Source organism: Streptomyces sp. NBC_00271, assembly GCF_036178845.1.
In the GTDB taxonomy this organism is placed as follows: Bacteria; Actinomycetota; Actinomycetes; order Streptomycetales; family Streptomycetaceae; genus Streptomyces.
The window spans coordinates 2,801,516-2,827,660 of the sequence record NZ_CP108070.1; the positions used below are offsets into that span (position 1 = coordinate 2,801,516).

Consider the following 26,145-nt stretch of genomic DNA (forward strand, 5'->3'; position numbering starts at 1 on the left):
GAGCCTGTGGGTTTTCACCCACGGGCCGGTGGGGGCTGGTCGCGCAGTTCCCCGCGCCCCTGAAGGGGCGCGATGACCGGCGCCGGTCCGTGGTCAGCGGTTCAGTGGCGGGCGCGGGCCCGGGTCCGTCGTCGGGTTCTCTTCCCTGATGACCTCGCCCTGGACGACCTTGCCGTCGGGGCGATGGATACGGGCCTGCTGGAAGGCGTCACCGACGCTGCCCGGCGCGGCCTCGCGGATCTTGCGGTCGATGGCGCGCTCGGCGTAACGGCTCAGGGCCTTCTGGACGGGCGGGATCAGCAGGAGCAGGCCCAGCGCGTCGGAGATGAGCCCGGGAATCATCAGAAGCAGACCGCCGAGCATCATCAGCCCGTTGCCTTCGCCGCCCCCGCTCGTGGGAGGCACCCCGCTCTGCTGCTGTTGCAGCGTCTCAGTGAGGTTGCGGAAGGCACGGCGGCCGGCCCGCTTGATGACCACGGAACCGAGGATGAAACCGGCGACCAGCAGCAGGAAGACCGCGAAACCGCTCGCCGCGCCCGCGACCACGGTCAGGAGCCAGATCTCCAGTACCAGCCAGACGGCGATGCCGAGCGGCAGGTAGGTGCGCAGCCGGCATCGCCGCGGCCGCGCGGGGTATGTAGGGGTCGGTGCGCCAGTCGTCATGCACCCAGTGTGCCTGGGCACAGCTCAGTACGGGATAAGCGGATGATCAGCCGTGGCTGTGGAGTGAAGTGAGGGCGAAGTGGCAGTGGGGGCGGCCCCACCCGGGCCCGCCCCCACTGCACAAGCGCCCCTACGACGTGTGCTTCCGGCCGGTGATCCGGCCGACCCGCTCCCCCACGCCCCACGTGGTGACCCGCCACAGCGCCTCCACGAGGATGTCGCGGCTCATCTTGGAGTCGCCGAGCTCGCGCTCGACGAAGGTGATGGGCACCTCGACGACGTGGAAACCGGACTTGACCGCACGCCGGGCCAGGTCCACCTGAAAGCAGTACCCCTGGGACGCGACTTGACCGAGTCCGAGACCTTCGAGGGTCTCGCGGCGGAAGGCGCGGAAGCCTCCGGTGACGTCCCGGATCGGCACGTCGAGCATGAGGCGGGAGTACATGCTGCCGCCGCGCGAGATGAACTCGCGGGACTTGGGCCAGTTCACGACCCGCCCGCCCGGCACCCAGCGCGACCCCAGCACGAGGTCGGCGCCCTTGAGCGCGGTCAGCAGCCGGGGCAGTTCCTCGGGCTGGTGCGAGCCGTCCGCGTCCATCTCCACGAGGACGCCGTAGCCGTGCTCCAGGCCCCAGGCGAAGCCCGCGAGATACGCGGCGCCCAGGCCTTCCTTGCCCTTGCGGTGCAGCACCTCGACATGGTCGTCCTCGGCGGCCAGCTCGTCGGCGAGCTTGCCCGTGCCGTCCGGGCTGTTGTCGTCCGCCACGAGAACGTGTGCATCGGGCACCGAGGCTCGTACCCGGCCGACGATCTTCTTGATGTTCTCCGCCTCGTTGTAGGTCGGGATGATCACCAAGGCCGTGCCGAGCGGGCCGAACTGCCTCCCCTTGGCTCCTGCCGCGAGGGTCCCGTCGCCGTCGTTCACTACTGCCCCTTCATGTCCGTACGCAGGGGTCCACCATAGTGGCCGCAGCCTGCACTGACGCGTCCGCGCGTTAGTACGGGGGTGTCGATTCGGCAAGAGCCGGGTAAGAGAGCCCGCCGCGCCGGAGCACCGTACTGCGGATCGGGGCCCGGCGCCCTTCGGGCCGACCTGGGACCCGCTGGCTGCGGATCGACCGAAAGCCGTTGTCTACTGGACGTCCGGGCCCCACCCGGGTCACACCCTTCCGACAGGTATGAACGTTCCCTCGCCGTCGCACTGGCGCTGAGCCTGGCTCCCAGTGGTGGTGCGCCGGTGCGGCACACCACCCCTGACCCAGCGGCGCTCCGGCGACTGCGTGGAAGTTCTCCGGTCGGACGTCCGGTGGTGGACCCGGCCGAACCTACCGGCCCCCCGAGGCCAGCTGTCAACACTCGTCTGACCTGCTGTTTTTCCCTCAATTGCCTGGTCAGCGCGGAGGATGCGCAGGTCGCGCGACGGGGCCGCGACGGATGATCACCGCGGCGCCACCCCCGGAGATCACTCGCCCGGCCGTACGTAGACCGTCCGCCCGCCGACGACCGTACGCAGGCACACCGGCAGGTCGCCGCCGGGGCTCAGATCGGGCAGTCCAGGAGTACCCGAACGAGGGTCGGTCGACCAGCGTGCGACCCGGTCGTCGGGGGCCTGCACGACCAGTTCCTCGGTGCGCCACACGGCGTAGTCGGCGGGCGCGCCCGGCACCAGGACTCCCGCGTCGTCCCGTCCGATCGCCCGCCACCCGCCGCGCGTATGCGCCGTGAACGCGGCGCGCACGGAGACCCGGTGCTCCGCCGTGCGGTGGAACGCGGCGGCGCGCACGGTGCCCCAGGGGTCGAGGGGGGTGACGGGGCTGTCGGAACCGAAGGCCAGCGGCACGCCGGTGCGCAGCAGAGCCGCGAAGGGGTTGAGGGCCCGAGCTCGCTCGGCGCCCAGGCGCTGGGCGTACATGCCGTCCTCGCCGCCCCACAGCGCGTCGAAGGCGGGCTGCACGGAGGCGGTGAGGCCGAGCTCGGCGAAGCCGGCGATGGTCTCCGGGGTGACCATCTCGGCGTGCTCGACGCGGTGCCGGGCGGCGCGCACGCGGGCCAGGCCGACCTTCTCGGCGGCTGCGCGGACTCCCTCGACCACGGCGGTCACGGCGGCGTCCCCGATGGCGTGGAAGCCCGCCTGGAGGCCCGCCTCGGTGCAGGCGACCACATGCGCGCCGACGGCGGCGGCGTCCAGGTAGGCGGTGCCGGTGTGGTCGGCGTCGGTGTAGGGCTGGTGCAGGCAGGCGGTGTACGAACCCAGGGACCCGTCGACGAAGAGGTCGCCCGCGGCGCCGAGCGCGCCCAGCGCCAGGGCCTTTTCGACATCCTGTTCGGCCCAGTAGCCGACGACCCGGGGGCCGGCTTCCTCGGCGGCGAGACGCAGCAGTCCGGTGAAGTCGTCCTCGGAGGAGATCTCCGGGCCCGCGCACTCGTGTACGGATCCGATGCCGAGCGAGGCGGCGTGGGCGAGCGCGGCGCGCTGGGCCTCGGTGCGCTGGGCCGGGGTGACGGCGCCGAGCGCGGCGGCGCGCACGGCGTGGTGGGCGTCCCGGGTCAGGGGGCCGTGGGCGACGTACCCCGCTCGTGCGGTGACCCCCGGGACCAGGTCCAGGAGCGCGGTGGTGACCACGGCGGAGTGCACGTCGATGCGGGAGAGGTAGAGCGGGCGTCCGCCGGCCGCCTCGTCGAGTTCGGCGCGCGTCGGGGGACGGCCGCCGGGCCAGCGGGCCGCGTCCCAGCCGTGGCCGAGCAGCACCCGGTCGGCGGGGCGGGCGGCGGCGAACTCGCGTACGAGGGCGAGAGCGGCGTCCAGGGAGGGCGCGTCGGACAGGTCGAGGCCGGTGAGCGCGAGCCCGGTGGAGGTGGTGTGGACGTGGGCGTCGGTGAACGCCGGGGTGACCAGTGCGCCTTCCAGGTCCACGACCTCGGCGACCCCGTCGGCGAAGGCGTCGGCCGCGCCCTCCGAGCCGACCCAGGCGATCTGTCCGCGTTCGACGACCATCGCGGTGGCGAAGGGGTCGGCGGGACTGTGGACTTCTCCACCGCGCAACAGCACGGTGTCCGACGTGGCGGTGCTCTCACTCATGGGGACAGTCTCGCGCCTGCCGGTGTCCGGTCGGTCCCCGGGTGGGTCAGACGCGGGGCGGGCGCGCCTCGTACGGCGTCGACAGCACCACGGTCGTGCGGGTCGACACGCCTGCGAGGCTGCGCAGGCGGGCGAGGAGCTCCTCCAGTTCGTGCGGGGTCGAGACCCGCACCTTCAGGATGTAGTTCTCGTCGCCCGCGACGCTGTGGCAGGCCTCGATCTCGGGCACGTCGGCGAGGCGTTCCGCGATGTCGTCGGGGGCGCTCGGGTCGAAGGGTTTCACCGAGATGAAGGCGGTCATGGGCAGCCCGACGGCCTCGGGGTCCACGACCGCGGCATAGCCGCGGATGACACCACGTTGTTCCAGCCGACGCACCCGCTGGTGCACGGCGGACGTGGACAGGCCCGTGGCCTTGCCCAGGTCGGTGTAGCTCATCCGCCCGTCTGCGACGAGCAGCTGCACGATCTGTCGGTCCAGCTCCTCCATGACGCAAGAACCTACAGGGCCCTTGATCTCGTCGGATACCTCAGCGGCGCAGGTCATACCCGCTTTGTGATGTGGCAGAGTGCTGACCGTGAACCGCCCGGTGGACAAATCCACCGCGCCGGGCACCTGCGGGCGGCATGTGACGAACGACACAGTGCTGCAACCGGGTCCGTGATGTTCTCGTGATTACCGCAGAGACGGGACGGGAAATGCTTGCTGTGGTCGAGGCCGCAGCGCCTTGTCGGCCCACCCGAGGGGGAGAATCCCATGCAGAGTCTGAAGCGCCCTGGTAGTCCCGCATCCAGGCGGCCCAAGCTGGTCGTCGAACCCGAGCCGGAGGGCGTCGAATCCGACGCCGACGACGGTGAGGAGTTCGACGCCTACGACACCTTCGAGATGTACCGGGTGATCTGCCCGGACTGCGCCCAGCCCATCGCGCTCCTCGCGGACGAGGAGAGCCTGCCCGAGCACGCGCTGTGCGCCTCGCCGTGGAACCCGTTCGGGCTGACGGTCTGTGCCGGCACGGGCCGTGCGGCGGGCGATGCCCGCCCCGCCGACGAGTCGGTGGAGCCTCAGGAGCAGGACACCGCCCTCCTGTTGACGCTCCCTCAGGGGCTCGACTGGCGGACGCAGCCGTTCTCGCACGTCGGCGGCCCGGCCTCGCGCCCGATGCGCGTCCCCGAGACGCGCCGTCAGGCCGCCTGACCGGCCCTCGCGTTCAGCGACCGGCGGCCGGACCTTCCCAGTAACTGCCCTGCACCATGGCGCGCAGGCTGCCGTGGTGCAGGATCAGTGTGTCCGGGTCCGGCGGTACGGCGACCTCGCCGAAGTGCACCTGGCGGTAGGCGACGCGCAGCATGACGATCGCGTGCCGCAGGGCCGCGTACAGCGTGTGGAAGTCCATGTCCCGGGGTGTGTGGCCGGTGAGTTCGGCATAGCGCCGCTCGACGCGGTCACGGCGCAGGAAGTCGGGCAGTCCGCGCTGGCCGAAGCTCGCCGTCAGGTCCTGGAAGAAGCGGTGCAGGTAGACCGTCCAGCCGAGGTCGACCTCGCGCGGGGCGAGGGCCGCCATCTCCCAGTCGAGGACGGCCGCGGGGGCGAACCCGTCGTAGACGACGTTCCCGATGCGCGCGTCGCCCCAGTTGAGCACCGCCTCGCCCTCGTCACGCGGCCACAGCTCGTCGAGACGGTCGAACGCGCTCTCGATCAGGGGTGAGCGTGGCAGCCCGTCAATCACCCATGCGTAGTAGACGCGTTGGGACTCGACATGGCGACGGAGGGGGCTGCCTTCACCCGGGAAGGTCAGGAAATCGGCTTCCGGCAGCGGGACTTGGTCGTGCAGCCGGGCGAGGAGCCCCACCGAGGCCGCCTCCAGCCGTTCGCGCTCCTGGTCGCTCGCCGCGTGCAGCCAGTTCCCCTCGTACGTGTAGGGCATGACGTCCGGCGGCACGCGCCCCTCGACCCGTTCCATGACGAAGAACGGCGCGCCGAGCGGGGTGGGGTCCTCCTCCAGCCACAGCACCCGCGGCACCGGGAGATCGGTGCGCTCGGCGACCAGTCTCATCGTGCGGTACTGGCGGGGCATGTCGTAGACGGGGAAGACGGTGTACGCCGCCGGGTCCGCCGCCAGCCTCAACGCGCAGGCGGTCAGCGGTGGTTCGGGGTGCTCGATGTCGAAGAGCAAGGTCTCGCTGGACATGCCGTTGGACTCGGGGGCGGTGACGTTGGTCGCCCTGGCGCCCGGGAGGCGGGCGGTGAGCCAGGTGGTCAGCCGGCGGCCCAGTTCCTCCGGGTCGCGGGTGGTCGTGCGCGGGCGCGGTGCCGTGGCCATCTCGTTCCCCCCTCAGGGCGCGACCGAGTCGAAGCCGGTGAAGCCACTCGGATCGTGGCGGCCGAACGAGCCGTGTTCGAAGATCCCGTGGCCGACCTGCCCGTCGAGCGTGCAGCGGGCCGCGTGGTCGATCACCCCGTATGCGGCGCGGGGGTGCGCGGACGGGTCGGAGAGGTCGTAGGCGCGGCGGTCGGTCCAGTCGCGCCCGACCCAGGTGCCGTGCTGCCAGTCGTCGGCGGGCGGATAGCCGGCGCCGACGGCGAGCGGGGAGGAGGCGAGCACCTCCACGTCCAGCTCCATGGGCTTGCGGTCGCCCGGGCGGGTGAGGTGGATGACGGCGGACGTGGGGTGGCGGCTGCCGGGGCGATAGGTGATGTCGGCCTGGGGCCAGCCGAGTTGCAGGTCGCGCTCCGCGTTGCGTACGAGTGTCGCGTCGTTCAGCGTCCGGTAGCCGTCGGCGTCCTCCTGGACGACGACCATCAGGAACCGGTCCTCGAACCGGACCGGGCACCACAGCCAGTGGAAGCCCTCCGTCGGCTTCTCCTCCGCGAGCCGGCCGCCCTCCTCCCCCGGGATCGGGCGCACGCCCCAGCTGCGATCGCGGGTGCCGGTCCAGCGGCCGCGCTCCAGGCGTATCTCCTCACCGCCGATCCGGATCCAGCCCTCGCAGTGCCCCGCCTGCACGAAGCGCTTGCCCTCCAGCGTGAGCCGGCCGCCGCGCCGCTGGAGGTGGTGCGGCTCCCACAGGGCCGGGAAGTCCGCCGTCCAGGTGATCTCGTACGACAGTCCCTCCGGGTCGGCGGGATCGGCCGCGCAGCTCAGCACGAAGGTCCTCAGGGGGCGCTCGACGAGGATGCTCAGCGGGCCGACGGCGAGGCGCATCCGGTCGTCCCCGAGCGCGTCCGAGGCGCGCACGGCGTGCAGGCGGTCACCGAGTCGCAGGGTGGCGTAGGCGTCGACGACCCCGACGTTCGGATAGACGCCGAGACCCAGGATCAGCAGCGCCCGGCCCTGGTGGTCGAAAACGTGGAAGATACAGCGGTCGTACGCGTTCCGGTCCCCGGTCGCGAGGTGCTTCATGGACAGGGGCACCTGGTGCACGGGGTACTCGTCGAGGGCAACGGGGCGGTCGTCGGGCACGGCAAGCCTCCCTGGGGGCACGGCGGTTGACGTCACCCGGAGGGGTGCGGCCCCCGGCGGCGCCAGTTGACGGTACGTCAGTTGGCGGCCCGGGGCCAGACACCTGCACGTCGGGGGCGCCCCCCGTACGGGCCCACCGCGAACCCACGCTCGATTACGCGGGCGGGTGACCTGCGCACTCGCCCGCGCGTTGCCCCGGTATGACCCCCACATACGCGGCGACCGAGCGGCCTCGCCGGATCTTCGTACCGGTTCCGGCAGAATCGGTTCGGCCGGCGGCCGCCGCGCCGGCGCCCCAGGATCCCCCCATCTACCGCGCGCTGATCCGCGCCTGGGCCGACCGCGGCCGCACGCTGCCGGGGCGCCACGACCCGGAGTGGGTCCGGCTGGTGGCGCCGCCGGTCCTGTACGGCTACGGGCAGTTCAGCGTGACTCCGGCCCCGCGAGGTGACGGGCGATGACCATCCGCTGGATCTGATTGGTGCCCTCGACGATCTGGAGGACCTTGGCCTCGCGCAGATAGCGCTCGACCGGGAAGTCTGCGGTGTAGCCGTACCCGCCGAGCACCTGGACGGCGTCCGTGGTGACCTTCATCGCCGTGTCCGTGCACAGCAGCTTCGCCATGGCGGCCTGCTTGGCGAAGGGCCGCCCCGCGTCGCGCAGCCGTGCCGCGGCGAGGTAGAGCGCCCGGCCCGCCTCGATCTGCGTCGCCATGTCCGCGAGCATGAAGCGCAGGCCCTGGAAGTCGGAGATCGGCCGACCGAACTGCGCGCGCCCGGTCGCGTACGCGACGGCCTCGTCGAGGGCCGCCTGGGCGACGCCGATGGCGCAGGCCGCGATGCCGAGCCGGCCGGAGTCGAGCGCGGCGAGGGCGATCGCGAAGCCCTGTCCCTCGTCACCAATGCGCCGGCCGTCGGACACCCGTACGCCGTCGAAGTGGATCTGCGCGGTGGGCGAGCCCTTCATGCCCATCTTCCTCTCGGGCGGGGCGGCGCTCAGTCCCTCGGTGCGGCCGGGCACCAGGAACGCGGTGATGCCGCGCGGGCCCGCGCCACCGCTGCGGGCGAGCACGGTGTAGAAGTCGGCGACGCCGCCGTGCGTGATCCAGGCCTTGGTGCCCGTGATCGTCCACTCTCCCCCGCTCTCGGCTTCTCCCCCACCCTCCCGGACGGCCTTCGTCCGCAGGGAGGCGGCGTCCGAGCCGGAGGACGGCTCCGAGAGGCAGTAGGCCCCCAGGAGGCCGCCGCCGAGCATCGCGGGCAGGTACTCGGCCCGCTGTTCCTTGGTGCCGTAGTTCGCCAGGGCGTGGCAGGAGAGGGTGTGCACGCTGACGCCGAGGCCGACGGTGAGACGGGCCATGGCGAGCTCTTCGAGGACCTGGAGGTAGACCTCGTACGGCTGGTCGCCGCCGCCGTACTCGGAGTCGTACGGCAGTCCGAGCAGGCCGGAATCGGAGAGCAGGCCGAAGATCTCGCGCGGGAAGCGTCCGGCGTCCTCCTCCTCGGCCGCCTTCGGGGCTATCTCGCGCTGCGCGATGTCACGGACGAGCGAGATCAGATCCCGGGCCTCATCCGTGGGCAGTTGACGGTCCACCGGCTGCGGGGCGCGGTCGGGCATGGCGACGCTCTCCTCCCTGTCGGGCGCGTCGGCGCACGCGCGCCAGGGGTGGGGCGGCGTCGCCGGGTCTCGCGGCCCAGCCGATGCTGTCGTTCCTGGGTGGAGAACGGCCTGATCAGCGGCTGTGGCGCTGTGAGTATGCCCGTTCGGGGGCACCGAGTCACCAGTTAACGACCGCTTACCGAAAGAAAGGGGAACCGGTCCGACCGCTCCGCCCAATTGGTCCGAACCATTGACGCACTGGTCTAGTCCTCCTACTGTTCCGTCAACGCCTCACCGCGTTCATGCCAAACAGCACGCGCAGGTCCCAGCATGCCTCCCCCACACTCCCCTCCCCCACGAGGAGAACCGATGCTCCGACCGCACCGCCCCCGCTCCCGCTCCCGTCTCCGGGCGCTCCTGTCCACCGCCTGTTGCGCCGCCCTCGGCGCCACGCTGCTCGCCGGCGCGGGCACCGCCACCGCGACCCCCTCGGCCCAGCAGGCCGCCGGTTCCAAGGTCGTCGGCTACTTCACGGAATGGGGCGTCTACGACCGGAACTACCACGTCAAGAACGTCGAGACGTCCGGCTCGGCTGCCAAGCTCACCCACATCAACTACGCTTTCGGCAATGTCACCGGCGGCAAGTGCGCCCTGGGCGACGCCTACGCGGCGACCGACAAGGCGTACACCGCCGACCAGTCGGTGGACGGGGTCGCCGACACCTGGGACCAGCCCCTGCGCGGCAACTTCAACCAGTTGCGCAAGCTGAAGAAGAAGCACCCGAACCTCAAGGTCCTCTGGTCCTTCGGCGGTTGGACCTGGTCGAGCGGTTTCGGTGAGGCCGCCAGGAACCCGGCCGCGTTCGCGCAGTCCTGCTACGACCTGGTCGAGAACTCCAAGTGGGCGGACGTCTTCGACGGCATCGACATCGACTGGGAGTACCCGAACGCCTGCGGCAACACCTGCGACACCAGCGGCAGGGCGGCCTTCAAGAACGTGCTGGCGGCGTTGCGGGCGAAGTTCGGCTCCGGCAACCTGGTCACCGCGGCGATCACGGCGGACGCCACCGCGGGCGGCAAGATCGACGCGGCGGACTACGCGGGCGCGGCGCAGTACGTCGACTGGTACAACCCGATGACGTACGACTTCTTCGGCGCCTGGGACGCGGCCGGCCCCACGGCTCCGCACTCCCCGCTGAACTCGTACAGCGGTATCCCCAAGGCGGATTACCACACCTCCGCCACGATCGCGAAGCTCAAGGGCCTGGGCATCCCGGCCTCGAAGCTGCTGCTGGGCATCGGGTTCTACGGGCGCGGCTGGACCGGCGTCACCCAGGCGGCCCCCGGCGGCACGGCCACCGGACCGGCGGCGGGAACGTACGAGCAGGGCATCGACGACTACAAGGTGCTGAAGACGAAGTGCCCGGCGACGGGCACGGTCGGCGGCACGGCGTACGCCAAGTGCGGTACAAACTGGTGGAGTTACGACACCCCGTCGACCATCGCGGGGAAGATGACCTACAAGAACCAGCAGGGCCTGGGCGGCACCTTCTTCTGGGAGCTCAGCGGTGACACCTCGAACGGGGAGCTGATCAAGGCGATCAACTAGCCGGTTTCGTCAGTGAGCCGGGGCGGGGGTTCGGTTGCCCCCGCCCCTCGCTCAGGTCTCCCGGCGGGCCGGCCGCGGGGCCGGGTAGGTGGGGTCGACCTCCTCGACCGCGCGCATCGCGCCGCCCAGCATCTTCACCAGCAGCTCGCGGACCGTGTCGCGCGGCAGGGCCGGGTTGCCGATCCAGTCGAGGGTCGCGCCCTCGACGCTGTAGAGCCAGCCGAGCAGCGCCATACGGGGCAGCGGCGCTATCTTGCGTCTCCCGTAAGCCCCTTCGGCGATGGTCTCGACGATGACCTCGCGCACACCCTCGCGGATGCTCTGCACGTCGGTGTCGAAGCCGACTCCACCGGTGATGATCGTGCGGTACGCGGCCTGGTTGTGCTCGGCGTAGCGCAGATAGCCGTCGATGGTGCGGTGCACCCGCTCGACCGGGGGCAGTTCGAGACCGCTCGCCGCCCGGGAGACCAGGTCCGCGACCGAGTCCTCGACGATCGCGAGGTAATAGCCGCGCTTGGACTTGAAGTAGTAGTAGATCAGCCCTTTGGCGACATGCGCCTGGCGGGCGATGTCATCCATCGACAGCGCGTCGTAGGACGTGTCGGCGAACAACTTCCGCCCGATGGCGATGAGTTCGGTGCGGCGCGCCAGTGAGCGATCGGTGCCGCGCGCCCGGGGGCGGTCGACGGCGCGCTGTTGACTATGATTCAATTCCAGCCCTAGTCTCCGACTGCCAGCGGGACGTTGGCAGTATGGCAGACCGGTACCACCCACTCGTTCGACTCTGATCGACCGGGCGCGGTCTTGGGGGAAACTGTCGTGTGGGCTCAGCGCGCCCCGACGTCCGCCGGTTCAGTTCACGGCAGGTCCGCCGGTTCGGTTCACAGCAGGCCGAGCTGGGTGACGAGCATCGCGAGGACCACGACGAAGGTCCAGCCCGCGACGTGTTCGAGGATCTTGGGGCCGTCGTCCTTGGGACCGCCGGTGCGGGCGCGGAGTCGGGTGGCGGTGGCGGAGCTCGCGGTCATGGTTTCTCGCTGACGTAGTGGTGCGGTGACATCCCCCGCCTCACGCCGGCTCCCCACCGACCCGACCACCTTGCCACCGGAACGGGTGTCAGCGGTAGAGACCTGGGTCACCCCGGACACCTCGAACACCGCGACGGGACACGCCGGACACTTCGACCACCTTCGAATACCTCGCCTTTCGGCAACGATGCGCAGGGGGTGTGGGTCTCCTCACAGGACAGTGGTCAGCCAACCGAAAGGTCCTCGATGAGCACGTTCCGGACGCCTCGCCGCAGAGCCCGCCTCGCCCTGGCGGCGGCGATCACGGTGGCAGCCGCCTTGACGGGGCCGGTCTCGCAAGCCGTCGGCTCCCCGTCCGCCCCCACGTCCCCGCCCGTGGCGCCCTCCCCGGGTGCGCCGGGCCTCGGCGACCCGATCTTCCCGCTCGACGGCAACGGCGGCTACAAGGTGAACCGCTACCTCCTCGACTTCGACTGGCAGGCACCCAGGACGCCCTTCGAGGCCGCCGCGACGGTCAAGGCGACCACCACCCAGGCCCTGTCCCGCTTCGACCTGGACTTCGCGGGCAACACCCTGCACACGGTGACCGTGGACGGGACGACCTCCAAGGCCGTGCGTGACGGCGACGAGCTGGTGATCACCCCGGCGAAGCCGCTCGCCAAGGGCAAGTCCTTCACGGTCAAGGTCACCTACACCGCCGACCCGACCCAGATGCGGCACCGCGACGACGCCATCGAGGACTACGGCTGGATCCCCACGCCGGACGGCACGGTGCTGTACCCACAGCCCAACGGCGCCAAGATGATCTTCCCGTCGAACGACCACCCGAGTCAGCGCGCCCCGATCACCTTCCGCATCACCACCCCGCCGGGCCTCACCGCCGTCGCGGGCGGCGAACTCACCGGCCGCGCCGAGCAGGCGGACGGGCGCGTGAAGTGGACGTACGACTCCGAACAGCCCCTCGCCACCCAGCTCGCCCAGCTGGCGATCGGCAGGTTCACCTTCGTCGACAGCACCGGACCGCACGGGCTGCCGATCCGCGATGTGGTCCCGGACGACCTGGTCGCCCCCACCGAGCAGTACCGCAAGCTCACGGCCGAGCACCTCGCGTGGCTGGAGGAGCGGCTCGGCCCCTACCCCTTCAACCGCTACGGCCTCCTCGTCGGCGACACCGACCTGGGCGTGGCCCTGGAGACACAGACGCTCTCCCTGATCCCGAAGGCCGACCTGCTCGGCGACCGGGTCGGCGCCGAGCGCAACCTGGTGCACGAGCTCACCCACCAGTGGACCGGCGACAGCGTCGGCATCAAGACCTGGTCCGATCTGTGGCTGAGCGAGGGCCACGCCCGCTTCTACGAGCGGCTGTACTCCGAGGCGCACGGCGGCGACAGCTTCGAGGCCACGATGAAGACGGCGTACGCGAGCCACGACCAGTGGCGCCACGACTACGGCGCCCCCGCCGAACCGACCGAACCGAACCTCTTCAAGCGGATGCGGTACGACGGCTCGACGCTCGTCCTGTACGCGCTGCGCGAGAAGGTCGGCCAGGAGACGTTCGGGAGGATCGAGCGGGCCTGGGTCACCGAGTACCGCGGAAAGATCGCCGGCACCCAGGACTACGTCGACCTGGCGTCCAAGGTCGTGGGCCAGGACCTCGACGGTTTCCTGCACCCGTGGCTCTACGGTGCCAAGACCCCGCCGATGCCCGATCACCCGGACTGGGTGGTCAACCCGGTCCAGGGCTGAGGGCCCAGGGCCGAGTGAGGGGGCGGCACCACGGGGGTCGCCCCCTCGCTCAACGGACTCCGACCGCCTTGAGTGCCTCGCTCTGCCCCGCCGACGGATTCGACGGGAAGTACAGATAGCAGACCCCGCCCGTACCGGAGACGACGTTCCCGGAGGCGTTGTACCTCTTGGTACGGAGCCAGATGTTCTCCCACTCGCGCCGCTTGTAGACCCGGCGCACGGCGTCGTCGCCCGGCGAGGCGGGGTCATTGGCGATCACATCGCCGCCCGCGGTGAATCCGATGACGGTCATGAGGTGGCCCGAGGTGCCGTATCCCGCCCCCGTCAGCTCGGACTTCAGGAACGACTGGGACGTTATGGCCGGGATGCCGGCGGCGATCAGCGTCTCCAGGTCGGTGAGCGAGCGGAGGCGGGTGACCACCCCCTGGAGGTCCTTGTACGTCGCCGCGTACGCCGCGTTGAAGGGCCAGTTGCCGCAGCCGCCGTACTGGTAGTCGTAGGTGAAGCGGGCCGCGTGGCAGACCTGCGGGTCGGCGAAGGACGGGTTGACCCAGGCGAGTTGCTCCGCCGTGGGCCTGCGCCCCCAGTGCTCGATGATCATCTGCGAGGAGGTGGGGCTGCACCAGGCCTCGCCGCCGTTGTCGTACTCGGGGTATTGGCCCGCGTGGATCTCCTGGGAGTAGCGCGGAACCGGCAACTCCTTCGCGAGCCCGGGAGTGGAGGCCGGGACGGTGAAGCGGTCGGGGATGTCGGAGCCCATCGCGCCGAGCCGCCAGACCGTGGGCGTGAGCCCGGAGCCCGGGGTGCGGTAGAGGGTGAGACGGAGCCGGTACGAGACGAGGCGCAGGCCCGAGGCCGCGTTGTCGATCGAGAAGGTGTCCGTCGAGATGCTGCTCTTGCCGTCCTTCTGGTTGTCCACGGAGGTCCGCTTGATGTCCTGGTCGCCGGCCGCCCAGCGGCCCATCACGTACCAGGGGGTGGCGGTGCCGTCGGAGTACGTGCCGGTGAGCTCGACCTGGAGCCAGGTGCCCGCCGGGGTGTGCGCGTTCCAGGAGGCGATGGCCTCGGTGGCGGGGACGGCGAGCCGGTGGACCGGCGAGGTCCAGGTCGCGTACTCCCAGGTCGCGGTCTTTCCGGTGTGCGGGTCGGTGTAGTCCGCGGTGCCGGCCGGGGTCTCGATCACCAGGCCGGGACGGGTGGCCGCGAGGGCTCGCGTGCCCTTCGCGGTGCCGGTCCGCCAGTCGGCGTACGAGGTCCAGGCCTGGTTGTCCACGAGACCCGGACCCGCGTGCGTCTGCACCGCCCCGGCCGGCGTGGCCGCGGCCGCGGAGCCCGCCGTGGCGGTCGCCGCTGCGGCGAACGCCACGGCCAGCAGGGCTCTGCGGGACGGCTCTGAAACTCTGGTCATGGGTGGGGAACCCCCAGTTCGTCCGGAAGCGGCGGCTCCCCACTATGGACGGTGGAAGGCGGCTCCTGCCAGCACTTCGACCCGTGCCGCGCCCACCAATATTGGTCGGAACCACTGGCATGACCTGCGAGGCCTCGGTTCCGGTGGGGGCGCGCCGGCCGCCACTAGAGTGTTCCCCGTACAGGGGTGCGTGTGCCCGCCGGGCGGATGCGCCCGCATCTCGCCGCACCTCGGGAACCGTCATTCGCGACCTCGCCGCGCGCCTGCGCGCCCTGCCGCCCTCCTGCGGACCCGTCCGCCTGATCGGTGTCGACGGGCACGCCGGCTCCGGGAAGACCACCTTCGCCGGGCGGCTGGCCGCGGCACTGGGCGACGCGCCCGTGCTGCACCTCGACGACATCGCGACGCACGAGGAGCTGTTCGGCTGGACCCGGCGGCTGCTGCGCCAGGTGGTCGAGCCGCTGAGCCGCGGCGAGACGGCGCGCTACGTCCCGTACGACTGGAGCGCCCGCGCCTTCGGTCCGGTCCGCGAACTGCCGCCCGCGCCCGTGATCCTGTTGGAGGGGGTAGGCGCCGGGCGCCGGGCGCTGCGCCCGTATCTCGCGCGGCTGCTGTGGATGGAACTGGCGCGCGACGAGGCCTGGACACGAGGGCGGCGACGGGACGGCGAGGCGCAGAGCGCGTTCTGGGCCGGGTGGGTCGCCGCCGAGCGTCAACACTTCGTCGAGGATCCCTCAAAACCCTTTGCCGATCTTCTGGTGCGGCAGTGTTCTGAGGGATACGAGGTGCTTTCGGGACCCACTGGGACCGCTGGACCGGACCAGCCCCTCACTCACGGTGACGGATCATCCGCAATGTGCTGAACTTGTGAAGAGCCTCGCGAGGGAAGTTCCCTCAGTGCCTCAACTCGGCTTGACCGGGGGGCCGTACAGGACTTACGTTCTGAATGTGCGGCCTTTCGAAGCCGCCCGCAGTCGCGAAGCCCCCGGTTGTTCCCCCGTGATCGGGGGCTTCGTTCTGCCCACACCCTCTCTTTTCGGGCGCTCCGCGCCGCGATTCGCTCACCCTCGGTCACCGAGTCGAGTGCGCCCCATCTGCTCCCACCTCGTGGAACGGGGGCGTGCGGCACCCTTCGGCACGCCCATGAACCGCAGGTACGATGCCTCTCGGTGCGACCTTCGGACGGCTGCTCTGCGCACCGCTGCAACTCCCGTCCGCGGCACAGGGGTTCGACCAAGCTGCCGACGGGCACCGGCCCGTTCGGAGAAGCATCGGGGGCACGGTTTGTGGGGGACGTGATGGACTTCGGCATGCAGGGCCCGGAGGCCCCGGCCGACCTCGCCTGGATGCGAGGTGTGGACGCCTACACCATGGGCGCCTATCCGCAGGCGGAGGAGGAGTTCCGCACCGCGGTCCGGATGGACCCGGGCATGGCGGACGGCTGGCTCGGACTGCACGCGCTGCGGGTGGACACGACGACCGCGCTGCTGCGGATGTTCCGGCACCGGGACCGCTTCGGTGAGCAGCGCTCGCGCCATCGGCGCACGCTCAACTCCTGGTACTGGCTGGGCTGGTGGGTGCAGCCGGTACTGGAGAGCCCGCGCGATCTGCTGCTCGCGCACGCCTCGCACTGGCTGGACGGCCGCCATGTGCCCGAGCTGGACCGGGCGCTCGCGGGGCTGCCTCCGGTCGACGCCGATCATCAGGTGCGGTTTCTGCACGCCTGCCGGGCCTATCTGGTCAAGGACTGGGAGCAGTTGGTCCGGCACACGGATCCGCTGATCGACGACCCCATGCTGGGCATAGAGGCCGGCCTCTTCGGCGGCATGGCCCGGGTCCGCCTGGAGATGTTCGGCCAGGCGGAGCCGCTCCTGTCCTCCGCGCTGATGCGCTGCCGCAGCGAGCAGCCCCAGCGCAAGGAGCTGCGGTACTGGCTCGCGCGGGCCCATGAGGGCACCGGGCGGTCGGCCGCCGCGCTGCCTCTGTACCGGGCGGTGCACCGCGTCGACCCAGCCTTCATGGACACCTCGGCCCGGTTGGCCGCGATCTCCGAGGGCGACGGGTACGACGACGCCGCCGCCGACCTCGCGGCGATCACCCTTGCCGGGGTCGGGCAGGACGTCATGGAAGGCCCCGACGGAATCGATCCCCTCTTCGGCGTCGAGGGCCGCGACCTGAAACTCTCGGAGCCCGATCCTCTCCCGCCGGGCGCGTTGCCGCCGGAGACCGACGTGGTGCGCGAGAAGGCCGTGGTGCCGGTGCAGCCGTTGCCGGCCGGGCCGACCGACCCCGCCTTACTTGACGAAGCGCTCGCCGAACTGGAGCGCATGGTCGGGCTGGAGCCGGTGAAGCGCCAGGTCAAGGCGTTGTCGGCGCAGCTGAACATGGCGCGGCTGCGGGCCGGACAGGGTCTGCCCGTCCAGCCGCCGAAGCGCCATTTCGTCTTCTCCGGCCCCTCGGGCACCGGCAAGACCACGGTGGCTCGCATTCTCGGACGGGTCTTCTACGCGCTCGGCCTGCTCGGCGGTGACCACCTCGTGGAGGCGCAGCGGGCGGATCTCGTGGGCGAGTACCTGGGCCAGACCGCCGTCAAGGCCAACGAGCTGATCGACTCGGCGATCGGCGGGGTCCTCTTCGTGGACGAGGCGTACGCGCTGTCGAACTCGGGCTACGGCAAGGGGGACGCGTACGGGGACGAGGCGCTGCAGGTGCTGCTGAAGCGGGCCGAGGACAACCGCGACCACCTCGTGGTCATCCTCGCCGGCTACCCGGAGGGCATGGACCGCCTTCTGGCCGCCAACCCCGGCCTCTCCTCCCGCTTCACCACCCGGGTCGACTTCCCCTCCTACCGCCCCCTGGAACTCACCTCCATCGGTGAGGTGCTCGCCGCCGAGAACGGTGACATCTGGGACGAGGAGGCGCTCGACGAACTCCGCTCCATCGCCGGGCACGTGGTCGATCAGGGCTGGATCGACGAACTCGGTAACGGTCGGTTCCTGCGCACCCTGTACGAGAAGAGCTGCGCGTACCGGGACCTGCGACTCTCCGGTTACCCGAACACGCCCTCCCGCGACGATTTGTCGACACTTCGGCTGCCGGACCTCATGCAGGCGTACGGGGAGGTGCTGTCGGGGCGGGGCCCCCAGGATCCGTCGGCAATGTAACCAACGTCCCTCGCCCCCGCCGCCCCTACCCATTCCCATCCCTGGGGGCTACGCCCCCAGACCCCCTCATCGACACCGAGGCCCTCAGGGACGCGGGGAACTGCGCGAGCAACCCCCACCACCCCGCAGCCGAACAACCAAACGCGGGGAGGAATCGGGGCGCAGCCCCGACCCAGGGGCGCGGGGAACTGCGCGAGCAACCCCCACCGGCCCGCAGCCGAACATTCAAGTCCGGGGGTGTGGGGAGCTGCGGGAGCAGCTCCCCACTCGGTGGCGTCAGGTTGCCAGGGCCTGCTCGGGGGTCTCGCTGAGGCGGGGTTCCTTCAGCGGCGTGGCCACAGCGGCAGCGCCGACGTCCCGATGGGCCGGGTCGCGTACCTCGCCCACCAGCAGCTCCAGGACGTCCTCCAGCGCGACGAGACCCAGCACCTTCCCCGACGCGTCCGCGACCTGCGCGAGGTGCGTCGCGGCGCGGCGCATCACGGTCAGGGCGTCGTCCAGCGGGAGTTCGGAGCTCAGGGTGGTCATGTGTCGCCACAGGTGCTGGGGAACCGCCCGTTCGGACTCCTCCAGGTCGAGGACGTCCTTCACATGCAGATAGCCCATGAAGGCGCCGTTCTCCGCGACCACCGGGAACCGGGAGTACCCGGTGCGGGCGGTGAGCGCGACGACCTGGCCGGGGGTGACGGAGGGGCCGACGGTGACCAGGGAGCCGTGGTCCAGGAGGACGTCGGTGACCGGGCGGGAGCCCAGTTCCAGGGCGTCTTCGAGGCGTTCCTGCTCCTTGGGATCCAGCAGGCCCGCCTGACCGGAGTCCTCGACGAGCCGGTTGAGCTGCTCGCTGGTGAAGACCGCCTCGACTTCGTCCTTGGGTTCGACCCGGAAGAGTTTCAGGATGAGGCGGGCGCAGGCGCCCAGGGCGACGGTGACGGGACGGCACAGGCGTGCGAAGGCCACCAGACCGGGGCTCAGCCACAGCGCCGTCTTCTCGGGCGCGGCCATCGCCAGGTTCTTCGGGACCATCTCGCCGATGACGAGGTGGAAGAAGACGACGAGGGCGAGCGCGATGACGTATCCGAGGGGGTGGATCACCCCTTCGGGGAGGTGCACCGCCTCGAAGACCGGCTCCAGCAGATGCGCGACCGTCGGTTCGGCCACCGCGCCGAGCGTCAACGAGCAGACGGTGATGCCGAACTGGGCCGCCGCCATCATCTGCGGCAGCCGCTCCAGGCCGTACAGGACCTGGCGGGCCCGCGCGGACCCGAGCGGTTCGATCTGACTGCGCCGTACGGAGACGAGCGCGAACTCGGCGCCGACGAAGAACCCGTTGGCGAGCACCAGCAACACGGCGAACAGGAGTTGGAGCACGCTCATCGGACGGCCTCCGGCGCGGCAACCGCGTCGGCGGTCCTGACCAGCCGGACCCGTTCGGCCCGGTAGTGCCCGACCTGGCGTACCGAGAGACGCCAGCCGGGCAGTTCGGCCTTGTCGCCGGGGGCCGGGATCCGGCCGAGCAGATCGGCGACGAGGCCCGCGACGGTCTCGTACGGGCCCTCGGGCACGTCGAGGCCTATGCGCTGCAGGACGTCGACCCGGCAGCTGCCGTCGGCGTCCCAGGCGGGCCGCCCGTCCTCGGGCGGTACGGCGGCGAGCTCCGGCAGGTCCTTGGCGTCGTGCTCGTCGCGGACCTCGCCGACGAGTTCCTCGACGATGTCCTCCAGGGTGACCACGCCCGCCGTACCGCCGTACTCGTCGACGACGACGGCGATCGGCTGCTGGTTGCGCAGCTGCTCGAGCAGGGGCTGCACGGGCAGCGTCTCCGGGACCAGCAGCGGGGGCTGGGCGATCCGGCCGACGGGGGTGCGCAGCCGGTCCTGGGAGGGGATCGCCAGGGCGTCCTTGAGGTGCGCCATGCCGACGATCTCGTCGATCCGCTCCCGGTAGACGGGGAAGCGGGAGAGGCCGGTGGCGCGGGTGAGGTTGACGACGTCCTCGGCCGTGGCGGAGGACTGGAGCGCGCTGACCCGTACCCGTGGGGTCATGACGTGCTGCGCGGTCAGGTCGGCGAGCGAGATGGTCCGTACGAAGAGATCCGCGGTGTCCTGCTCCAGGGCGCCGGCCTGGGCCGAGTGCCGGGCCAGGGAGACGAGCTCGCCGGGGGTGCGGGCGGAGGCCAGCTCCTCGGCGGGTTCGACACCCAAGGCCCGTACGAGCCGGTTGGCGACCGTGTTGAGCGCGGCGATCACCGGCCGGAAGAGGCGGGAGAAGACGTGCTGCGGGCCCGCGACGAAGCGGGCGACCTGAAGCGGCTTGGAGACCGCCCAGTTCTTGGGCACGAGTTCGCCGATCACCATCTGCACGGCCGCGGCGAGCAGCATGCCGACCACGACGGCGACTCCGGACACGGCGCCCTCGGGCAGTCCGATCGCGGTGAAGGGTCCGTGCAGCAGTTCGGCGAGCGCGGGTTCGGCGAGCATGCCGACGACGAGCGAGGTGATGGTGATGCCGAGCTGGGTGCCGGAGAGCTGGAAGGACAGCTCCTTCAGCGATTCGACGACCGTACCGGCCCGTCGGTCGCCTTCGGCCGCCGCCTTCTCGGCGTCGGGCCGCTCGACCGTGACGAGGCCGAACTCGGCCGCCACGAAGAAGCCGTTGGCGAGGATCAGCAGGAACGCCGCCCCAAGGAGCAGCAGGGGGATGGTCATGATGCCGCCGCCTCGATATGTCGGGAGGGGGCGGCGCAGGTACTACAGGACGATCCGTCCATCGCTGGAGGGAGTCACTCCTCGGGTAGCAGGGGGCCTCTGAGTCACCAGGTGCAACATCAGCGGCGGAGGCGCAACGAAAACGCCTCCGCCAACAGATTAATCAAGACATGGGCTCGTACGGCAGGGTGGAAGGCCGAGAGTCAGCCGTGATGTTGCTCCGGGTCGCCGATGGAGCGGGCCTCGGCGAGCGCGCGCAGGGCGCGGGCGTCCTGGATCGCGCGCTGTTTGGCGATGCCCGGCTGGATGCCGAGCACGGGCAGGCTGGTGCCGTCGCTGAGGTTGAGGAACACCCAGGGGTCGCCGGGGCGCAGGTTGACTTGGAGGATCTCCGCCCACTCCAGGTGTCGCCTGCTGGTGATGTTCACCACGGTGACGCCGGTCTCGTCGGCGACGACCTTGGGCCGCGAGAGCATCAGCAGGACACCGGCGAGCAGCGCGCCGATGAAGATGAAGCTGAGCTTCTCCCCCGGGCTGAGCTGTTCGAGGAGCAGCGCGACCGTCGCTATGACGACGAAGATCGCGACGCCCGCGGTGAGCAGCACGGCCCGGGTGAGGGACGGCCGGAACGTGACGGGGAGTGTGGGAAGGTCGGGCATGGCTTCGGTCGGGGTCCTCAGAGGCGGCAGGCGTGGATGGCCGTGGTCAGGATGGCCCGCGCGCCGAGGGCGTACAGGTCGTCCATGATCTGCTGGGCCTCCTTGGCGGGCACCATGGCACGGACGGCGACCCAGCCCTCGTTGTGCAGCGGGGAGATGGTCGGCGACTCCAGGCCGGGCGTGAGCGCGACGGCCTTCTCCAGGTGCTCGGCGCGGCAGTCGTAGTCCATCATCACGTACGTCCGTGCGACCAGGACGCCTTGGAGGCGGCGCAGGAACTGCTGCACCTTGGGCTCGGCGTCCTCGGAGGTGTCGGCCCCGACCCGGCGGATGACGACGGCCTCGGACTTCATGATCGGGTCGCCGAAGACCTCGAGGCCCGCGTTGCGCAGCGAGGTGCCGGTCTCGACGACGTCCGCGATGACCTCGGCGACACCGAGTTCGATCGCGGTCTCGACGGCGCCGTCGAGGTGGACGACGGAGGCGTCGATGCCGCTGTCGGCGAGGTGCTTGGCCACGATGCCCTCGTAGGAGGTGGCGACCGTCATGCCGCCGAGGTCCTCGATGCCCTTGGCGGTGCCGGGCTTGGTGGCGAAGTGGAACGTCGAGCGGGCGAAGCCGAGCGGGAGGATCTCCTCCGCGTTGGCGCCCGAGTCGATGAGCAGGTCGCGGCCGGTGATGCCGATGTCGAGGCGGCCGGAGGAGACGTAGATCGCGATGTCGCGGGGGCGGAGGTAGAAGAACTCGACCTCGTTGCCCGGGTCGACGATCCGCAGTTCCTTGGACTCCCGGCGCTGCTGGTAGCCGGCCTCATGCAGCATCTCCGCCGCAGGTCCTGACAGGGAACCCTTGTTGGGGACGGCGATGCGCAGCATGAGGTCGGCTTCCTTCGTTCGTGCGTACGGTACGTACGGGATTGCGGGGTTTACGGCTCAGAGGTGGGCGTACACGTCGTCGAGGGAGATCCCGCGCGCCACCATCATCACCTGAACGTGGTAGAGGAGCTGCGAGATCTCCTCGGCGGCGGCGTCCTTGCCCTCGTACTCGGCGGCCATCCAGACCTCGGCGGCCTCTTCGACGACCTTCTTGCCGATGGCATGGACGCCCTTGCCGACCAGTTCGGCGGTGCGCGAAGTGGTGGGATCGCCGGTGGCGGCCTTGTGCTGGAGCTCGGTGAAGAGCTCCTCGAACGTCTTCTTGGACATGATGCTGCCCACCCTACGCGCTACCGCCCCTGCCTCAGTGCCAGGGTTCGGATACTGAGCGCAGTGTGGCCGCGGTCGCCACGGCGGCCGTCACCGCCTCGTGTCCCTTGTCCTCGTTGGAGCCCTCGATACCCGCACGGTCGAGAGCCTGCTCCTCGGTGTCGCAGGTCAGCACGCCGAAGCCGATGGGGACTCCGGTGTCGATCGAGACCTGGGTGAGGCCCTGGGTGACGCCCTGGCACACGTATTCGAAATGCGGGGTACCGCCGCGGATGACGACGCCGAGCGCGACGATCGCGTCGTAGCCGCGGCCCGCGAGGACCTTGGCGACGACCGGCAGCTCGAAGCTGCCGGGGACCCTGAGCAGGGTCGGCTCGTCGATCCCGAGCTCGTGCAGGGCGCGCAGCGCGCCGTCGACGAGGCCGTCCATCACCTTTTCGTGCCACTGTGCCGCGATGACCGCGACCCGCAGGTCGCCGCAGTTGCGTACGGACAGTTCAGGTGCACCCTTGCCGCTCACGTCTCTCCTCAGTGCTTTCTTGTTACTGGTTGCCGCAGGCGGACACGGTGGCCGTGTCGAGCCAGGGCAGGTCGTGGCCCATCCGGTCCCGCTTGGTGCGCAGGTAACGGAGGTTGTGCTCGCCCGCCTGTACGGGCATCGGCTCCCGGCGCGTGACCTTGAGGCCGTGCCGGACCAGCGCGTCCGTCTTGTCGGGGTTGTTGGTCAGCAGGCGCAGGCTGTGGACGCCGAGGTCCTCCAGGATCTGCGCGCTCGCGCCGTAGTCCCGGGCGTCGGCGGGCAGGCCGAGTTCCAGGTTGGCGTCGAGGGTGTCGCGGCCGCGCTCCTGGAGCTCGTAGGCGCGCAGCTTGGACAACAGGCCGATGCCGCGCCCCTCGTGCCCACGCAGGTAGACCACGACGCCCCGGCCCTCGGCCTGGATGCGCTCCATGGAGGTCTGGAGCTGGGGGCCGCAGTCGCAGCGCAGCGAGTGGAAGATGTCGCCGGTCAGGCACTCGGAGTGGACACGGACGAGGACGTCCTCGCCGTCGCCGATCTCACCGTGCACCAGGGCGACGTGCTCGACGCCGTCGACGGTGGAGCGGTAGCCGTACGCCGTGAACTCGCCGAAGGCGGTGGGCAGTTGGGTCTTCGCCTCGCGGCGGACCGTGGGCTCCGACGGGGGCGCCCCGTGCACGAGCGAAGTCGAGAGCTCGGGGGAACGGCGGTAGGCGATCAGGTCCTCGATGGAGATGATCGTCAGACCGTGCTTGCGGGCGAACGGGATGAGCTCGGGCAGACGGAGCATGCGTCCGTCCTCCCCGGCGATCTCGACGATCGCGCCGGCCGGGCGCAGGCCCGCGAGCCGGGCGAGGTCGACGGCGGCCTCGGTGTGGCCGTTGCGGACGAGGACACCGCCGGGCTTGGCGCGCAGCGGGAAGATGTGGCCGGGGCGCACGAAGTCGCCCGCCTCGGCCTCGCCGCCGGCCAACAGCCGCAGTGTGGTGGCGCGGTCGGCCGCGGAGATGCCGGTGGACACGCCGTGGGCGGCGGAGGCGTCCACCGAGACGGTGAACGCGGTCCTCATCGACTCGGTGTTGTTCTCGACCATTTGGGGGAGCTGGAGGCGGTCGAGTTCGTCGCCCTCCATGGGGGCGCAGATCAGTCCGCGGCACTCGCTCATCATGAACGCGATGATCTCGGGGGTCGCCTTCTCGGCGGCGATGACGAGGTCGCCCTCGTTCTCCCGGTCCTCGTCGTCGACGACCACGATCGGTCGGCCCGCCGCGATGTCGGCGATGGCCCTCTCGACCGGGTCGAGCGCGAAGTCCGACGCATCTTCATCGTGGCCGGTGCTGTACCAGACGGGTGCCGTGGTCATGCGGGGGCTCCTTCCAGGACTGGCTGCCCGGCCTTGCGGGAGCGCAGCCACCAGTCGCGCATGCCCGACAGGACGAGCGCGCCGTAGACGACGTAGACGAAACCGGAGAAGGCGTAGCCGTTGGCGAAGTTGAGCGGGACGCCCACCACGTCGACCAGCAGCCAGGCGAACCAGAACTCGACCATGCCGCGGGCCTGCGCGTACATGGCGACGATGGTGCCGACGAAGATGTACGCGTCCGGCCAAGGGTCCCAGGACAGGGTCGGGTACGCGTGGAACAGACCGCTGACCGCGAGCGTGCCGACGGCGGCGGCGCCCACCATGTAGGCGCGCTCGCGCCAGGTGGCGAACCGTACGGAGATGTGGCCGCCCTGGCCCTCCGCCTTGCCGCGGTTCCACTGCCACCAGCCCCACACGGCGACGACGATGACCACGACCTGCTTGCCGGCGCTGCCGGAGAGATGGCCGCTGGCGAAGGCCGCGAAGAGGACGACGCCGGACAGGAGCTGTACGGGCCAGCTCCATATGGACCGCCGCCAGCCGAGTGCGAGGCCGATCAGACCGATGATGTTGCCGATCATGTCCGACCACTTGATGTGCTGTCCGAGAAGCGTGAACGCCTCGGAGTTCAGCCAGTTCACCGACCGCTCCCCTGGGTGTCGGGCAGCGCGACCGGCTGCTCGCCACGGGCGCCGAGCAGTCGCTCGACGTACTTGGCGATGACGTCCACCTCGAGGTTGACCGGGTCGCCTGCCTGCTTGTGGCCGAGCGTGGTCAGGTCGAGGGTGGTGGGGATGAGGCTGACGGTGAAGAAGTCCGGGCCCGCGTCGACCACCGTCAGGCTGATGCCGTCGACGGTGATGGAGCCCTTCTCGACCACGTAGCGGGAGAGGTCCGCGGGGAGGGAGATCTTCACGATCTCCCAGTTCTCGGACGGCTTGCGCTCGATGACCGTGCCCGTGCCGTCGACGTGGCCCTGGACGATGTGGCCGCCGAGGCGCTCGCCCACGGCCATCGGGCGTTCCAGGTTGACGCGCGAGCCGACGGTCAGGGCGCCGAGGCTGGAGCGGTCCAGGGTTTCGGCCATGACGTCGGCGGTGAATTCGTCGCCTTCGTGTTCGACGACCGTGAGACAGACGCCGTTCACGGCGATGGAGTCGCCGTGCTGTGCGCCCTGCGTGACAACGGGGCCACGCAGACGGAAACGGGAGGCGTCGTCGAGAATTTCGACGGCGGTGACCTCACCCAGCTCTTCGACGATTCCGGTGAACACTTCCCGGGTCCTCCTGCCTCATGGGGCACGGACTCCGGGGCCTGTCGATGACGACAGAATGAGCGGACTGCGACACCGGGAGCGATCCGCATGGGGCGACACGTCCCGAAGGACACGTCGAAACAAACGGCAACGCGCACGAATGCCCGCCCGCCGCGCACTGCCTCCCATCCGGACTTTAACCGTCGGTCCAGGAATTTCACCTGGTCAACCGGCCGCTGGAAGCGACCGGGTCGCGGACTATAACCGCCGGTTCGGACTTTCACCGACCCCGGAGTGCGCTGCTTCTGGTACAGCATCAGTGTGCCACGTCTGATCCACGTCCATGCGGGCGAACGTCTGTGGGGTGCCTCACAGGTCGTCCGGATGGACTTCTCCGACGCATCGCGGGAGGTCAACTGCCGCGAGACTCCTCACGCTTGACGCGATCGCCCCTTGGTCCGTACCCATTGACCGCCCTGGTCTAGTCCACTTAAGGTCCATGATCAATGGTTTGTCGAAGCCGAGGTGTCGCACTCGCCCCTTGAGCGACCCGGCGGCGGTGACGGAGGCCCTTGCCCCGCCGCCGGGTCTCCCCATCCGGGGGAGGTTCTTGGGCTGCGGGCGAGTGGGGGCTGGTCGCGCAGTTCCCCGCGCCCCTCGGGCGGGGCTTCTCCCCGATTCCCCGCCC

At 70.6% G+C, this 26,145-nt stretch carries 24 protein-coding genes and 1 riboswitch; of the genes, 5 read left to right on the top strand and 19 right to left on the bottom strand.

Translation table 11 applies throughout. The features are described from left to right. Nucleotides 1-93: 93 nt before the first annotated feature. The 4 genes from fxsA to OG798_RS13195 all read right to left on the bottom strand — a co-directional run bounded on the left by fxsA (nt 94) and on the right by OG798_RS13195 (nt 4,229). The gene (gene fxsA, locus OG798_RS13180; RefSeq protein WP_328757040.1) at nt 94-663 is read right to left on the bottom strand and encodes an FxsA family membrane protein; all 570 of its coding nucleotides are present in this window, start codon (nt 661-663) and stop codon (nt 94-96) included. A gap of 130 nt (nt 664-793) precedes the next feature. Continuing rightward, nucleotides 794-1,588 carry a polyprenol monophosphomannose synthase gene (locus OG798_RS13185; RefSeq protein ID WP_095855844.1) on the bottom strand — a complete coding sequence of 265 codons (795 nt, stop codon included), beginning with the start codon at nt 1,586-1,588 and terminating at the stop codon, nt 794-796. Between the two features lie 537 nt (nt 1,589-2,125). Next, nucleotides 2,126-3,742 carry an amidohydrolase gene (locus tag OG798_RS13190; protein ID WP_267061275.1) on the bottom strand — a complete coding sequence of 539 codons (1,617 nt, stop codon included), beginning with the start codon at nt 3,740-3,742 and terminating at the stop codon, nt 2,126-2,128. A gap of 46 nt (nt 3,743-3,788) precedes the next feature. Next, complete coding sequence (locus OG798_RS13195) at nt 3,789-4,229, bottom strand: Lrp/AsnC family transcriptional regulator (RefSeq protein ID WP_095855842.1); 441 nt, start codon at nt 4,227-4,229, stop codon at nt 3,789-3,791. Between the two features lie 267 nt (nt 4,230-4,496). On the opposite strand from OG798_RS13195, the gene OG798_RS13200 reads away from it, so the two are divergent. Further along, a complete protein-coding gene (locus OG798_RS13200; RefSeq protein WP_267061276.1) occupies nt 4,497-4,934 on the top strand; it encodes a hypothetical protein in 438 nt (145 codons plus the stop codon). Between the two features lie 13 nt (nt 4,935-4,947). On the opposite strand, the gene OG798_RS13205 is transcribed toward OG798_RS13200, so the two are convergent. From OG798_RS13205 to OG798_RS13215, 3 genes are all read right to left on the bottom strand, one after another. Continuing rightward, entirely contained in the window at nt 4,948-6,060 is a 1,113-nt protein-coding gene (locus OG798_RS13205; protein ID WP_267061277.1) for a phosphotransferase family protein, read from the bottom strand. 12 nt (nt 6,061-6,072) lie between these two features. Further along, on the bottom strand, nt 6,073-7,200 hold the full coding sequence (locus tag OG798_RS13210) for a hypothetical protein (protein WP_267061278.1): 1,128 nt from the start codon (nt 7,198-7,200) through the stop codon (nt 6,073-6,075). Between the two features lie 423 nt (nt 7,201-7,623). Next, a complete protein-coding gene (locus tag OG798_RS13215; protein ID WP_097226456.1) occupies nt 7,624-8,817 on the bottom strand; it encodes an acyl-CoA dehydrogenase family protein in 1,194 nt (397 codons plus the stop codon). Between the two features lie 351 nt (nt 8,818-9,168). On the opposite strand from OG798_RS13215, the gene OG798_RS13220 reads away from it, so the two are divergent. After that, the gene (locus OG798_RS13220; protein WP_267061279.1) at nt 9,169-10,407 is read left to right on the top strand and encodes a glycoside hydrolase family 18 protein; all 1,239 of its coding nucleotides are present in this window, start codon (nt 9,169-9,171) and stop codon (nt 10,405-10,407) included. A gap of 51 nt (nt 10,408-10,458) precedes the next feature. Here OG798_RS13220 and OG798_RS13225 read toward each other — a convergent pair whose 3' ends face one another. After that, the gene (locus OG798_RS13225; RefSeq protein ID WP_267061280.1) at nt 10,459-11,118 is read right to left on the bottom strand and encodes a TetR/AcrR family transcriptional regulator; all 660 of its coding nucleotides are present in this window, start codon (nt 11,116-11,118) and stop codon (nt 10,459-10,461) included. A gap of 170 nt (nt 11,119-11,288) precedes the next feature. After that, nucleotides 11,289-11,435 (bottom strand): SCO1431 family membrane protein, encoded by a 147-nt coding sequence (locus OG798_RS13230; RefSeq protein ID WP_107096575.1) that lies wholly within the window; start codon nt 11,433-11,435, stop codon nt 11,289-11,291. 246 nt (nt 11,436-11,681) lie between these two features. Here OG798_RS13230 and OG798_RS13235 point away from each other — a divergent pair, with 246 nt between their 5' ends. Beyond that, nucleotides 11,682-13,181: a M1 family metallopeptidase gene (locus OG798_RS13235; RefSeq protein WP_328757044.1), complete on the top strand. Its 1,500-nt coding sequence runs from the start codon at nt 11,682-11,684 to the stop codon at nt 13,179-13,181. A gap of 49 nt (nt 13,182-13,230) precedes the next feature. On the opposite strand, the gene OG798_RS13240 is transcribed toward OG798_RS13235, so the two are convergent. Beyond that, nucleotides 13,231-14,589: a peptidase C39 family protein gene (locus OG798_RS13240; protein ID WP_267061282.1), complete on the bottom strand. Its 1,359-nt coding sequence runs from the start codon at nt 14,587-14,589 to the stop codon at nt 13,231-13,233. Between the two features lie 119 nt (nt 14,590-14,708). Between OG798_RS13240 and OG798_RS13245 the strand changes: the two genes are divergently transcribed. Continuing rightward, on the top strand, nt 14,709-15,452 hold the full coding sequence (locus OG798_RS13245) for a uridine kinase family protein (protein WP_373561072.1): 744 nt from the start codon (nt 14,709-14,711) through the stop codon (nt 15,450-15,452). Nucleotides 15,453-15,887: 435 nt separating this feature from the next. Then, nucleotides 15,888-17,753 carry an AAA family ATPase gene (locus OG798_RS13250; RefSeq protein ID WP_095855833.1) on the top strand — a complete coding sequence of 622 codons (1,866 nt, stop codon included), beginning with the start codon at nt 15,888-15,890 and terminating at the stop codon, nt 17,751-17,753. A gap of 276 nt (nt 17,754-18,029) precedes the next feature. Here the strand turns inward: OG798_RS13250 and OG798_RS13255 are convergent, their stop codons facing one another. The 9 genes from OG798_RS13255 to OG798_RS13295 all read right to left on the bottom strand — a co-directional run bounded on the left by OG798_RS13255 (nt 18,030) and on the right by OG798_RS13295 (nt 25,475). Continuing rightward, nucleotides 18,030-19,127 carry a hemolysin family protein gene (locus OG798_RS13255; RefSeq protein WP_095855832.1) on the bottom strand — a complete coding sequence of 366 codons (1,098 nt, stop codon included), beginning with the start codon at nt 19,125-19,127 and terminating at the stop codon, nt 18,030-18,032. After that, the gene (locus OG798_RS13260) at nt 19,124-20,458 is read right to left on the bottom strand and encodes a hemolysin family protein (protein ID WP_095855831.1); all 1,335 of its coding nucleotides are present in this window, start codon (nt 20,456-20,458) and stop codon (nt 19,124-19,126) included. The genes OG798_RS13255 and OG798_RS13260 overlap by 4 nt, the downstream gene beginning before the upstream one ends. 203 nt (nt 20,459-20,661) lie before the next feature. Beyond that, a complete protein-coding gene (locus OG798_RS13265; RefSeq protein ID WP_095855830.1) occupies nt 20,662-21,117 on the bottom strand; it encodes a PH domain-containing protein in 456 nt (151 codons plus the stop codon). Between the two features lie 17 nt (nt 21,118-21,134). Beyond that, nucleotides 21,135-21,992 (bottom strand): ATP phosphoribosyltransferase, encoded by an 858-nt coding sequence (gene hisG, locus OG798_RS13270; RefSeq protein WP_095855829.1) that lies wholly within the window; start codon nt 21,990-21,992, stop codon nt 21,135-21,137. 57 nt (nt 21,993-22,049) lie between these two features. Further along, complete coding sequence (locus tag OG798_RS13275; RefSeq protein ID WP_054236279.1) at nt 22,050-22,322, bottom strand: phosphoribosyl-ATP diphosphatase; 273 nt, start codon at nt 22,320-22,322, stop codon at nt 22,050-22,052. Nucleotides 22,323-22,356: 34 nt separating this feature from the next. After that, nucleotides 22,357-22,842 (bottom strand): 6,7-dimethyl-8-ribityllumazine synthase, encoded by a 486-nt coding sequence (ribH, locus tag OG798_RS13280; RefSeq protein WP_095855828.1) that lies wholly within the window; start codon nt 22,840-22,842, stop codon nt 22,357-22,359. A 22-nt stretch (nt 22,843-22,864) separates the two neighbouring features. Next, entirely contained in the window at nt 22,865-24,202 is a 1,338-nt protein-coding gene (locus OG798_RS13285) for a bifunctional 3,4-dihydroxy-2-butanone-4-phosphate synthase/GTP cyclohydrolase II (protein ID WP_267061283.1), read from the bottom strand. After that, complete coding sequence (gene pnuC, locus OG798_RS13290; protein ID WP_095855826.1) at nt 24,199-24,843, bottom strand: nicotinamide riboside transporter PnuC; 645 nt, start codon at nt 24,841-24,843, stop codon at nt 24,199-24,201. The genes OG798_RS13285 and pnuC overlap by 4 nt, the downstream gene beginning before the upstream one ends. Beyond that, nucleotides 24,840-25,475 (bottom strand): riboflavin synthase, encoded by a 636-nt coding sequence (locus OG798_RS13295; RefSeq protein WP_054236274.1) that lies wholly within the window; start codon nt 25,473-25,475, stop codon nt 24,840-24,842. Before OG798_RS13295 ends, pnuC begins: the two co-directional genes overlap by 4 nt. A 153-nt stretch (nt 25,476-25,628) precedes the next feature. After that, nucleotides 25,629-25,759, bottom strand: a riboswitch (FMN riboswitch). Between the last annotated feature and the right edge of the window lie 386 nt (nt 25,760-26,145).